This window comes from Mycobacteriales bacterium, assembly GCA_035995165.1.
Lineage (GTDB): Bacteria > Actinomycetota > Actinomycetes > Mycobacteriales > CADCTP01 > CADCTP01.
On the sequence record DASYKU010000138.1, the window covers coordinates 1 to 11,590 of the forward strand.

11 protein-coding genes are annotated in these 11,590 nt (G+C 73.3%); 6 read left to right on the top strand and 5 right to left on the bottom strand.

The genetic code is table 11. The features are described from left to right. Positions 1–234: 234 nt before the first annotated feature. The gene (locus VGP36_23195) at positions 235–669 is read right to left on the bottom strand and encodes a CBS domain-containing protein (protein ID HEV7657615.1); all 435 of its coding nucleotides are present in this window, start codon (positions 667–669) and stop codon (positions 235–237) included. A gap of 286 nt (positions 670–955) precedes the next feature. Here VGP36_23195 and VGP36_23200 point away from each other — a divergent pair, with 286 nt between their 5' ends. Then, positions 956–1,987, top strand: a complete 1,032-nt coding sequence (locus VGP36_23200; GenBank protein ID HEV7657616.1) for a YbhN family protein — start codon at positions 956–958, stop codon at positions 1,985–1,987. Here the strand turns inward: VGP36_23200 and VGP36_23205 are convergent. Further along, positions 1,977–3,659 carry an alpha-glucosidase gene (locus VGP36_23205; GenBank protein ID HEV7657617.1) on the bottom strand — a complete coding sequence of 561 codons (1,683 nt, stop codon included), beginning with the start codon at positions 3,657–3,659 and terminating at the stop codon, positions 1,977–1,979. The genes VGP36_23200 and VGP36_23205 overlap by 11 nt on opposite strands. Before the next feature lie 85 nt (positions 3,660–3,744). On the opposite strand from VGP36_23205, the gene VGP36_23210 reads away from it, so the two are divergent. The 4 genes from VGP36_23210 to VGP36_23225 all read left to right on the top strand — a co-directional run bounded on the left by VGP36_23210 (position 3,745) and on the right by VGP36_23225 (position 8,066). Beyond that, positions 3,745–5,433: an MFS transporter gene (locus tag VGP36_23210; GenBank protein ID HEV7657618.1), complete on the top strand. Its 1,689-nt coding sequence runs from the start codon at positions 3,745–3,747 to the stop codon at positions 5,431–5,433. Positions 5,434–5,542: 109 nt separating this feature from the next. After that, entirely contained in the window at positions 5,543–7,339 is a 1,797-nt protein-coding gene (locus tag VGP36_23215) for an MFS transporter (protein HEV7657619.1), read from the top strand. A gap of 4 nt (positions 7,340–7,343) precedes the next feature. Beyond that, positions 7,344–7,820: a MarR family transcriptional regulator gene (locus tag VGP36_23220; GenBank protein HEV7657620.1), complete on the top strand. Its 477-nt coding sequence runs from the start codon at positions 7,344–7,346 to the stop codon at positions 7,818–7,820. 72 nt (positions 7,821–7,892) lie between these two features. Beyond that, positions 7,893–8,066 (top strand): hypothetical protein, encoded by a 174-nt coding sequence (locus VGP36_23225; GenBank protein ID HEV7657621.1) that lies wholly within the window; start codon positions 7,893–7,895, stop codon positions 8,064–8,066. Here VGP36_23225 and VGP36_23230 read toward each other — a convergent pair. After that, positions 8,047–8,343 carry a 4a-hydroxytetrahydrobiopterin dehydratase gene (locus VGP36_23230; GenBank protein ID HEV7657622.1) on the bottom strand — a complete coding sequence of 99 codons (297 nt, stop codon included), beginning with the start codon at positions 8,341–8,343 and terminating at the stop codon, positions 8,047–8,049. The genes VGP36_23225 and VGP36_23230 overlap by 20 nt on opposite strands. A 29-nt stretch (positions 8,344–8,372) precedes the next feature. Here VGP36_23230 and VGP36_23235 point away from each other — a divergent pair, with 29 nt between their 5' ends. Next, positions 8,373–8,732, top strand: coding sequence for a (deoxy)nucleoside triphosphate pyrophosphohydrolase (locus VGP36_23235; protein ID HEV7657623.1), 360 nt, complete (start codon positions 8,373–8,375; stop codon positions 8,730–8,732). A 123-nt stretch (positions 8,733–8,855) separates the two neighbouring features. Here the strand turns inward: VGP36_23235 and VGP36_23240 are convergent, their stop codons facing one another. Both VGP36_23240 and VGP36_23245 read right to left on the bottom strand, forming a co-directional pair. Beyond that, complete coding sequence (locus VGP36_23240) at positions 8,856–10,202, bottom strand: TldD/PmbA family protein (protein HEV7657624.1); 1,347 nt, start codon at positions 10,200–10,202, stop codon at positions 8,856–8,858. Continuing rightward, on the bottom strand, positions 10,199–11,590 hold a 1,392-nt coding region (locus VGP36_23245), incomplete at its 5' end, for a TldD/PmbA family protein (protein ID HEV7657625.1). The genes VGP36_23245 and VGP36_23240, both read right to left, overlap by 4 nt.

Consider the following 11,590-nt stretch of genomic DNA (forward strand, 5'->3'; position numbering starts at 1 on the left):
CCCCACCGTATTGCCCGGGCCGGGGTGTTCGCGGTGCATCTCACAGTGCGGGCGGAGCGGGGCGTGCGTGGTGCATCTCACAGTGAGACGGCGGGCGGGGCGGCGCTCGCGTTCACTGCGGGGCCGGTGCGCTCCGGCACCCGGCGGCGGCGCCGCGACCTCGACCCGCGGCGCCGCCGCGATCCGGACCCGGCGCCGCCGCGATCCGGACCCGGCGGCGCCTGCCCAATCGGTTCAGCCGCTGGACTGGATGTAGTCGATCAGTTGGTCGCGGTCGGCTTCGAGCTCGTCGATGCGGCTGGCGACGACGTCGCCGATGCTGATGATGCCGGCCATCGTCGCGCCGACGACGACCGGGACGTGCCGGATCCGCCGTTCGGTCATCGTCCGCATGAGGTCCTCGAGCGTGTCCCCGGGGGCGGCGACGACCACGTCCGCGGTCATCACCTCGGAGATCGGCGCGTCCAGCAGCGCCGAGCCGCGGGTCCGCAGGGCCCGCACGACGTCCCGCTCGGAGATGATCCCGGCCACGGTCCGGCCGTCGGCGGAGACCACGACGGCCCCGATCCGGTGCTCGGCGAGCAGGTCCAGCAGGGCGGCGACGGTGGTGTCCGGTGGCGCGCTGGCCACCGAGCTTCCCTTGCGCCGGATCAGGTCGCTGACGAGCACATGAACCTCCCGCAGGACAAGGGACAACAAGCGTACGGCCGGGTGGTGTCTCACGGGAAGGTCAAAGATCTCCGTACGGCGTTCCTCAGGATCCGTTCAGCACGTCCGTGCCTGGGGCGTGTCTCCCGACCGCCTGGCGGCGCCGGTGGCGCCCGGGCGACGACCGGCCGCGTCGGAGGCGCCGACCGATACAACCCGGTATCGGCCGACCCCTCCGCCTTGCCGGATGCCGCCTGGACGCCACCGGCATCCACCCCGATCGAGAGACACGCCCTAGGATCCGCAGGTGGTGCGTCTGCGGCTGCCCAAGTGGCTGAGGTGGGGGGTAGGTCTGGCGGCGTTCGCGTTCGCCGTCGAGTACCTCGTGCTGCCGCAGATCGCCGGTGCCCGCAAGGCGCTGGACGTCCTGGGCGGGGTCAAGCCGCAGTACCTCGTGCTCGGCTCGGTGCTGGAGATCCTGTCGGTGGTCGCGTACGCGGCGCTGACCCGGTCGGTGCTGCCGCGGGACAACCGGCCCAGCCTGTTCACGCTGCTGCGGATCGACACGACCACGCTGGGCCTGTCGCACATCGTGCCCGGTGGGGCGGCGACGGCCGGGGCATTGCGGTTCCGACTGCTGCACGCGGCCGGGGTGCCCGGCCCGGATGCGGCGTTCGGCGCGGCCGTGCAGGGTGTCGGGTCCGCGGTCGTGCTGAACGTGGTGCTCTGGCTCGGCCTGGTCGTCTCCATCCCGTTGCGCGGCTTCGACCCGCTCTACACGACGGCCGCCGCGGCCGGCGCGGTGCTGGTGGCGGCCGGGGTCGGCGCGGTGCTGCTGCTCACCCGGGGCCAGGAGTCCTCGGTCCGGGCGGTCCGCTGGGTGGCGAAGAAGGTGCCGTTCATCACCGAGGACACCGGCGAGCGGTTCGTCCGGACCGCCGCCTCCCGGCTCAAGGAGCTGGCCCGGGACCGGAACATGCTGACCCAGGCGATCGTCTGGGCGACGCTGAACTGGCTGCTGGACGCGGCCGCGCTCTGGGTCTTCATCACCGCGTACGGCTACCAGCTCGGCCTGGACGGGCTGATCGTGTCCTTCGGGTTGGCCAACGTGGCCGCCGCGCTGCCGCTGACCCCGGGCGGCCTCGGGATAGTCGAGGGCGTGCTGGTGCCGACGATCGTCGGGTTCGGCGCACCGCGGGGGATCGCCGTGCTCGGCGTCGTCTCCTACCGCCTGGTGAACTTCTGGCTGCCGATCCCGGTCGCCGGGCTCGCGTACATCTCCCTGCGCAGCAGCACGGCCCGGCTGCCGCACAAGTTCCGGACGCTGGTCAGGCGGTAGTCCGCCGCAGCACCCGCGACTCCCAGGCCTGCAGGGTGCCGGTCCCGGGCGTGCCGTGCGTACCCAGCAGCAGGGTCGCGGCCGCCCAGGGCGACGGGTCCGCCAGCTCGAAGGACGCCGGCGCCGCGGAGACGTTGCAGAGCACCAGCAGCTCGACGCCCTCGTGGGCGCGGGTGAACGCGTAGACCTGCTCGTCCTCCGGCAGCAGCATGGTGAAGTCGCCGTGCGCGACGGCCGGCTCGTCGTGCCGCAGCGCGATCAGCCGCCGGTAGTGCGCCAGCACCGAGTCCGGGTCGTCCCGCTGGGTCGCGACGTTCACGGTCGTGTGGTCCGGGTTGACCGGCAGCCAGGGCGTCCCGGTGGTGAAGCCGGCCCGGTCCGAGCCGTCCCACTGCATCGGCGTGCGGGCGTTGTCCCGGCTGCGCGCCCGCAGCCCGGTCAGCACGTCGCCGGGGGACTGGCCGAGCGCGACCGCGGCCGCGTAGTGGTTGACCGACTCGATGTCGCGGAACTCGCCGATCTCCCGCCAGGGGTAGTTGGTCATGCCGATCTCTTCGCCCTGGAACACGTACGGGGTGCCGCGGTGCAGGTGCAGCAGCGTGCCGAGCGTCTTGGCCGACAGGGGGCTGCCATCGCCCCAGCGGGACACGATCCGGGGCTGGTCGTGGTTGTCCCAGTAGAGCGAGTTCCAGCCGACCGACGCCAGGCCGGCCTGCCAGCGCCCGAAGCTGGCCTTGAGGTCGCGCAGGTCCAGCGGTCGCAGGTCCCACTTGGACCCGCCCTGGTCCAGCCCGACGTGCTCGAACTGGAAGACCATGTCGACCTCGCCGCGGGCCGGGTCGGTGAACAGCCGGGCCTCGTCCACGGTCACGCCCGGCATCTCGCCCACGGTCAGCAGGTCACCGCGGCCGGCGAACACGGAGCGGTGCATCTCCTGCAGGTAGTCGTGCAGCCGCGGCCCGTCGATGTAGTACTCGCCGCCGTCCCCGTACGGCTCGCCCGCGTGCACGCGGCCGTCCGGCAGCGCCGGGTCCTTGGAGATCATGTTGATGACGTCCATCCGGAAGCCGTCGACGCCCCGGTCGAGCCACCAGCGCATCATCGCGTACAAGGCCTCGCGGACCTCGGGGTTCTCCCAGTTGAGGTCGGGCTGCTTGCGGCTGAACAGGTGCAGGTAGTACTCGCCGGTGGCCTCGTCCAGCTCCCAGGTCGGCCCGGAGAAGAACGAGGCCCAGTTGGTCGGCTCGGCGCCGGGCGCGCCCGGGTCCATGCCGTAGCGGGGCGGGCGCCACCAGTACCAGTCCCGCTTCGGGTCGTCCTTGGCCGCCCGGGAGGCGGCGAACCAGGGGTGCTCGTCCGAGGTGTGGTTGACGACCAGGTCCATGACCAGCTTGATGCCGCGGTCGTGCAGCGTCGCCAGCAGCCGGTCGAAGTCGGCCAGGGTGCCGAACGTCGGCTCGATCCCCTGGTAGTCGCTGATGTCGTAGCCGCCGTCGTCCCAGGGCGAGGGGTAGACCGGCGACAGCCAGACCACGTCCACGCCGAGGTCGGCGAGGTGGTCCACGTGCGCCTCGATGCCGGCCAGGTCGCCGATCCCGTCGCCGTTCGAGTCGGCGAAGCTGCGCGGGTAGACCTGGTAGACGACGGCGGTCTTCCACCACGGTTCAGCCACGGGCCGCACCCTATGCGGTCGGGAATGCGGCCCAGGTCCGCGTGCTTTACTTAGCCGAGGCTAAGTAAAGCGTGGAAGGTCGTGCATGGCGTACAAGTGGATCGCGCTGTCCAACACCACGGTGGGCGTGCTGCTGGCGACGATCAACCAGTCGATCGTGATCATCTCGCTCCCGGCGATCTTCCGGGGCGTCGGCCTGGACCCGCTGGCGCCGGGCAACACCAGCTACCTGCTCTGGATGCTGATGGGCTACCTGCTGGTGTCCGCGGTGCTGGTGGTGACGCTGGGCCGGCTCGGCGACATGCTCGGCCGGGTCCGGATCTACAACCTCGGCTTCCTGGTCTTCGCGATCGCCGCCGTGCTGCTGTCGGTCGACCCGTTCCACGGCTCGTCCGGCGCGCTCTGGCTGATCGTCTGGCGGGTCGTGCAGGGCGTCGGCGGTGCGATGCTGATGGCCAACTCGACCGCGATCCTCACCGACGCGTTCGGCGCGCACGAGCGCGGCATGGCGCTGGGCATCAACCAGGTCGCCGCGCTGGCGGGCTCGTTCATCGGGCTGGTCGCGGGCGGCCTGCTGTCCGAGTGGGACTGGCGGGCCGTGTTCCTGGTCAGCGTCCCGGTCGGCATCGTCGGCACGATCTGGTCGTACGCGTCCTTGAAGGAGCCGGCCCGCGAGCGGGGCAGGGTGCACATCGACTGGTGGGGCAACGTCACGTTCGCGGTCGGGCTGACCGCGTTGCTCGCCGCCATCACGTACGGGATCCAGCCGTACGGAGGGCGGACCGAGGGCTGGACCAACCCGCTCGTGCTCACCGGCCTGATCGGCGGCGCGGCCCTGCTGGCCCTGTTCGTGCTGGTCGAGAGCAAGGTCGCCGACCCGCTGTTCCACCTGTCGCTGTTCCGGATCCGGGCGTTCGCGGCGGGCAACATCGCCGCCCTGCTGTCCTCCATCGCCCGCGGCGGCATGCAGTTCATGCTGATCATCTGGCTGCAGGGGATCTGGCTGCCGCTGCACGGCTACTCCTACGAGGAGACGCCGTTGTGGGCCGGCATCTACCTGCTGCCGCTGACCGCGGGCTTCCTGGCCGCCGGGCCGCTGGCCGGCCGGCTCTCCGACCGGCACGGCGCCCGGCTGCTGTCCACGGGCGGGCTGCTGCTGGTGGCCGCGACGTTCCTCGGCCTGCTGCTGCTCCCGGTCGACTTCCCGTACTGGGCCTTCGCGACGCTGGTCGCCCTCAACGGCATCGGCTCCGGCTTGTTCTCCGCGCCGAACACCTCGGCCGTGATGAGCAGCGTGCCGGCCTCGCAGCGCGGCGTCGCCTCGGGCATGCGGGCGACCGCGATGAACGCGGGCACGGTGCTCTCGATCGGCGTGTTCTTCTCGCTGCTCATCGCCGGCCTGGCCCGGTCGCTGCCGAGCGCGCTCGGCTCCGGGCTGGCCGCCGCCGGCGTGCCGGCCGACGCCGTGGCCCGGGCGACCGCGCTGCCGCCGGTGGGCTCGGTGTTCGCCGCGTTCCTGGGCGTGAACCCGGTCCGGCAGCTGCTCGGCCCGGACGTGATCAGCGCGCTGCCGCCGGACAAGGCGGCCCAGCTGACCGGGCAGTCGTTCTTCCCCGGCCTGATCTCCGGGCCGTTCCACTCCGGGCTGATCGTGGTGTTCACGGCGGCGGTCGTGATGTCGGTGGTGGCGGCGGCGGTCTCGCTGGCCCGCGGCAAGCGGTACGTGCACACCGACTCGCAGGCGGCGGAGGTGGCGGCCGCGACAGCCCGCTGAACCACCGAGTTCATGCGGTGGTGACCTGAACGACAGCGGATCCGGCCGCGAATTGCTTAGCATGTGCTAACCGTCTTCACGGTTCGGACCAACTTGGGAAAGGCACGGAATGGCGTACAAGTGGATCGCCCTGTCCAACACGACACTGGGCATCCTGCTCGCCACGGTGAACCAGTCGATCGTGATCATCTCGCTGCCGGCGATCTTCCGCGGCGTGGGTCTCGATCCGCTGGCGCCGGGCAACACCAGCTACCTGCTCTGGATGCTGATGGGCTACCTGCTCGTCTCCGCGGTCCTGGTGGTCACGCTCGGCCGGCTCGGCGACATGCTCGGCCGGGTCAAGATCTACAACCTCGGCTTCGTGGTCTTCACGGTCGCGTCGATCCTGCTGTCGGTGGAGCCGTTCAACGGCGGCGCCGGCGCGCTCTGGCTGATCGGGTTCCGGGTCGTGCAGGGCGTCGGCGGCGCGATGCTGATGGCGAACTCGACCGCGATCCTCACCGACGCGTTCTCGCCGAACGAGCGCGGCATGGCGCTGGGCATCAACCAGGTCGCCGCGCTGGCCGGCTCGTTCATCGGCCTGGTCGCCGGCGGGCTGCTCTCGCAGTGGAACTGGCGGGCCATCTTCCTGGTCAGCGTCCCGCTCGGGGTGGCCGGCACGATCTGGGCGTACCGGTCGCTGGTGGAGACCGCGGTCAAGCGGGTCGTCAAGATCGACTGGTGGGGCAACCTCACGTTCGCGGTCGGGCTCACCGCCCTGCTGGCCGGCATCACGTACGGGATCCAGCCGTACGGGGGGCGGACGGAGGGCTGGACCAACCCGTGGGTGCTGGCCGGGATCATCGGCGGCATCGCGCTGCTCGGCGCGTTCGTCGCGATCGAGAGCCGGACGCCGGCGCCGATGTTCTCGCTCGGCCTGTTCAAGATCCGCGCGTTCGCGACCGGCAGCATCGCCAACCTGCTCTCCGCGATCGCCCGCGGCGGCATGCAGTTCATGCTGATCATCTGGCTGCAGGGGATCTGGCTGCCGCTGCACGGGTACGACTTCGAGCAGACCCCGCTCTGGGCCGGCATCTACCTGCTGCCGCTCACGGTCGGCTTCCTCGCCGCCGGCCCGCTGGCCGGGCGGCTCTCGGACCGGCACGGGGCCCGGATCCTGTCCACGGCCGGCCTGCTGCTGGTCGCGGCGACGTTCCTCGGGTTGCTGCTGCTGCCGATCGACTTCTCGTACTGGCAGTTCGCTCTGCTGATCGCTCTGAACGGCGCCGGTTCCGGTCTGTTCGCGGCGCCGAACACCGCCTCGGTGATGAGCAGCGTGCCCGCCTCCGAGCGGGGGGCCGCGTCCGGCATGGGCGCGACGTTCATGTCCGCCGGCACGGTGCTGTCCATCGGCGTGTTCTTCTCGCTGCTCATCACCGGCCTGGCCCGGTCGCTGCCGAGCACGCTCGGCTCCGGCCTGCAGGCCGCCGGGGTTCCGGCCGCCGCGGCCCACCAGGCGGCCAACCTGCCGCCGGTCGGCAGCGTGTTCGCCGCGTTCCTCGGCTTCAACCCGGTGCAGGCGCTGCTCGGCCCGGACGTGATCGGCGCCCTGCAGCCGGACCAGGCCGCGAACATCACCGGCCAGAAGTTCTTCCCGAACCTGATCTCGGCGCCGGTGCACAGCGGGCTGGTGGTCGTGTTCCTGGCCGCGGCCGGGCTCGCGCTGGTCGCGGCGGTCGCGTCCGCGCTGCGCGGCGACCGGTACGTGCACGCCGACATCCAGGCCACGCTCGTGGTGGAGGACACCGCGGTGAACGAGGTGGCGGCGCCGCCGGCGGTGTCGGAGTCCGCTTCCGCGGATTCCGCCTCGGAGGAGGACGCGGTGCAGCCTGGCGGTACCCCGGTGTCCGCGCGGCTGGCACCCTGAACGGATGACACCGATCGGTGGCCCGGCCGTGGCCGAGGCCGGCCCGCTCGCTCCGGACGTCGGCCTGCCCGACGCGGAGCTGGCCGGCCGGCTGCGGCTCGCGGTCGGGCTGCTGGTCCGCCGGCTGCGGCAGCGGGACCCGGGGCACCTGTCCCCGGCCCAGCTGTCCGCGTTGATCACGGTCGAGGCCGGCGGCCCGATGCGGGCCGGTGACCTCGCCGCGAAGGAGAACGTGGCCGCGCCGACCATCACCCGGCTGATCGGGGCGATGGTCGACGCCGGGCTGGTCACCCGCGGGCCCGACCCGTCCGACGCGCGCGGGTCGCTGGTCGCGCTGGCCCCGGGCGGGGCCGGGGCGCTGGCGGCGCTGCGGCGCGAGCGCAACAACATCCTCAGCCAGAAGCTGGCGGCGCTGCCGCCGGACCAGCGCGCCGCCCTCGAGGCGGCGCTGCCCGTCCTGGAGACCCTGCTGGACGAATGATCCCGGTGATCTTCCAAGACCGGAACGTCGGCGCAACGCTTCCGTAGCAGAGCGTGAGCACCATCACCGGGCATGGCGAACTGGCCGTCGACGGGGGACCGCTACGACCCGTACGACCCGGCCCATCCGAGGTGGGCCGACTCGTTCTGGCGCACGTACGCGGTCCGGCCCGGCGCTCCGCCGCCCGCGCCGTCCACTCCGGACGACGGAGAGCCCGGCTCGGAGATCAGCCCGCCGCGCGGATGATCGTGTCGATCTCGGTCGCCAGGGCGACGTCCTTGGCGGTGACGCCGCCGGCCGAGTGGGTTGCGCAGGCGAAGGTCAGCGTGCGCCAGCGGATGTCGATGTCCGGGTGGTGGTCGGCCGCCTCGGCTGCCTCCGCGACCCGGTCCACCACCTGGATCGCGACCGGGAAGCTGGCCAGCTCGGCGGTGCGGGTGATCCCGTCCGTTCCACCGGTCCAGCCGTCCAGCCCGCTCAGCGCGGCGTCGATGGCGCTCTGGTCGAGAAGCTCGTCAGTCATGCCCCCATCCCACCACTAGCGTGGGGCCGGTGCTGATCGTGGTGGGCGCGGTGCTGCGGGACGGTGCCGGGCGGGTGCTGGCGGCGCGGCGGGACCGGCCGCCGGGCTGGGAGTTCCCGGGCGGGAAGGTCGAGCCGGGGGAGACCGAACCGGCCGCGCTGGCCCGCGAGCTGGCCGAGGAGCTCGGGGTCCAGGCGGCGATCGGCGACCGGGTCGGGCCGGACGTGCCGATGACCGGCGCGGTGCTGCGCGTGTACGCCGCCCGCGTCACCGCCGGCGAGGTGACCGCGCTGGAGCACGCCGAGCTGCGCTGGCTCGGTCCGGCCGAGCTCGACTCCGTCGACTGGCTCCCCGCTGACCGCCCCATCGTCACCGTCCTGACCGGCTGACCCGCCCGGCCGCGGGCGGACCGCCCGGCCTCAGCCGGCCGCGGGCGGCGCCTGACCGGCCCGCGCCGGCGGGCCCGCGCCGCGCCTGACCGGCCCGCGCCGCGCCGGCGGGCCGGCGCTTTCTCAGCCGGCGGCGCCGCCGGTGATGTGCCAGGCGGCGAGGTGCAGGCTGGGCGCCGCGACGATCACCTGCGGCCCCCGGACGGAGACCGCCGCCACGTCCGAGCCGACGCCGAGCAGCGCCCCGGGCGCCAGCGCGTGCGGGTACGACTGGGTGAAGCGCAGCGTGCTCACCGGCGCGACGATCTCGCCGTCCTCGACCAGCCAGACGCCGTTGCGGGTGAGCCCGGTGATCACGACCGTGCGCGGGTCCAGGATCCGGGTGTACCAGAAGTCGCTGACCAGCAGCCCGCGCCGCATCCGCCCGGCCAGCTCGGCCGAGGTCCCGCCGTCGCCGCCGCCGACCCGGGCCTGGAACGGCATCGGCCCCCACCGCTCGCCGTTCTCGACCGCGTGCCCGGTGGACTCCGTGCCGGCCGCGGCCGCCGTCCGCCGGTCGTGCACGACGGCCGTGCTCACCCCGTCGGCGACCAGGTCGAGCCGGCGCCGCGGGGTCCCCTCGGCGTCGTACGGCAGGGTGGTCGACAGCTCGTCCAGCGGCGCGTCCCAGATCCGCAGCGCCGGGTCGAACTGCTGCTCGCCGAGCCGGACGAACGAGCGCCCCTCCGCCACCGGCCGGCCGTTGAAGCCGTAGTCGAGCAGGAAGTGCAGCAGGTCGGCCACGCAGTCCGGCTCCAGCACGACCTCGTAGTCGCCGGGCGGCAGGTCCCGCGGGTCGGCGCCGGCCTTGGCCTTGGCCGCCGCGACGCCGCCGAGGCGGGCCCCGGACAGGTCGGCGAGCCGGACCGCGCCCTGCCGCGCGACGCCGTCCGCGCCCGGCACCCGGGCGATCCCGTCGGCGGCGCAGCCGGTGACCCGGCCGGCGGCGGACCGGCCCTGGGTGTTGGCGTACACGGACTCGGTCCGCATGCTCTCCACGTACCCGGCCGTCTCCAGGCCGCCGGCGGCGTCGACGAACTCCCGCACGACCGCGACCCGCTGGTCCGGGGTCGCGTCCGCGGTCGCGTCGTCCCAGTTGCCGGTCCCGGTCGTCGCGGCCGGCGGGGCGAGGCCGGGGAAGGCCAGGTCCGGCGGGCGGAGCCGGGCCGCGGCGACGGCCGACTCGACCGCGGACTGCAGCGCGTCGGCGTCGGCCCGGTCGGTGCTGACCGCGGCCCAGGAGCCGTCGACCAGGACCCGCAGCCGGATCCGCTCGCTGGTGTCCACGACGTTCTGGTGCACGTACGACCGGGCGAAGCGGGTGAGCCCCCGCACGGACGACGTGACGGTCACCTCGGCCTGCGACCCGTTCCCGGCCACGGCCCGGGCCAGGTCCAGGACGCGGGCGGCGAGGTCCTCGCGGGCGGTCACCCGGACACCCCGACCCGGATGCCCTGGAAGCGGCACGGGACCGCGGGATGGCCGGTGTGCCCGACCTGGGACGGTTGCCCCTTCCCGCAGTTCGGCGTGCCCCAGAACGTCCACTCCGAGCGGTTGCCGATCATGTCCATCGACCCCCAGAACCGCGGGCTGATCCCCGTGTACGTCGGGTTGCGCAGCATCCGCCCGCGCCGGCCGTGCTTGACCTCCCAGCCGATCTCGCAGCCGAACTGGAAGTTCAGCCGGCGGTCGTCGATGGACCAGGACCGGTTGGTGTCCATGAGGATCCCGTCCTCGGTCGCCGCGACCATCTCCTCCAGCGAGGACTCGCCGGGCAGCAGCCCGACGTTGGTCATCCGCACCATCGGCAGCCGGGCCCAGCCGTCGGCGCGGACCATGCCGCCGTAGTCCAGGCCGGCCACGGACGCCGAGTCGCGCCCGGAGAGCACGCCGGTCCAGATGCCGTTGCGGACGATGTCGACCGGCGCGGCCGGCGAGCCCTCGTCGTCGTAGCCGAAGGAGCCGAGCGCGCCGGGCAGGGTCGCGTCCGCGGTGATCGTCATCAGGTCCGAGCCGAACCGCAGCGACCCCAGCTGGGCCAGGTCGAGCCAGGACGTCCCCGCGTACGCGGCCTCCCAGCCGAGGATCCGGTCCAGCTCGGTCGCATGCCCGACCGACTCGTGGATCTGCAGCGCCATCTGCTCGCTGCCGAGGATGAGCGTGGTCTCGCCGGCCGGGCAGACCGGCGCGGACAGCAGCGCCTGGGCCTCGGTGGCGATCCGCTCGGCCTGGCCGGGCAGGTCGAGCTCGCGCACCAGCTCCCAGCCGCGGGTGCCGTACTGCCCGCGGATGCCCGGGTAGGACCGGCGCTGGGTCTCGCCGTCGCCGATCGCGGTCGCGCTCATCGCCGCGCCGCACTCCCGGATCCGCTGGTCGATGCGCGAGCCCTCGCTGGAGACGAACCACTTCGCGGTGTCCCAGATCTGGTAGCTGGCCTCGGCCAGCTGCACCCCGGCCGAGCGCATGGTCGCGGTGACGCCCGCGACCAGGTCGCCCTTCTCGCCCAGCGGGACCCCGAGCGGGTCCTCCTCGCACGGGCTGGCCCAGCTGTCCTGCCGGACCTCGATCGGCACCAGGGCCACGTCCGGACCCGGCACCAGCGCGGACGCCCGGGCCACCGCCGCGGCCTGCTCGCCGGCCCGCCGGGCCTCGGAGTCGGTCGGGTCCGGCACCGCGACGAACCCCCAGGACGACCCGACCAGCGCCCGCACGCCGACGCCGAGCGACTCCCGCTGCACGAGGTCCTCGACGTCCCCGTTGTGCGCCGACATCGACTCGTTCCGCTGATGCATCGCCCGCGCGTCGGCGTACCGCGCCCC

Coding starts and splice junctions, on each gene's coding strand:
- VGP36_23215 (HEV7657619.1), top strand. CDS start 5,543: ATGGCGTACAAGTGGATCGCCCTGTCCAACACGACACTGGGCATCCTG.
- VGP36_23230 (HEV7657622.1), bottom strand. CDS start 8,343: ATGACTGACGAGCTTCTCGACCAGAGCGCCATCGACGCCGCGCTGAGC.
- VGP36_23225 (HEV7657621.1), top strand. CDS start 7,893: ATGGCGAACTGGCCGTCGACGGGGGACCGCTACGACCCGTACGACCCG.
- VGP36_23210 (HEV7657618.1), top strand. CDS start 3,745: ATGGCGTACAAGTGGATCGCGCTGTCCAACACCACGGTGGGCGTGCTG.
- VGP36_23220 (HEV7657620.1), top strand. CDS start 7,344: ATGACACCGATCGGTGGCCCGGCCGTGGCCGAGGCCGGCCCGCTCGCT.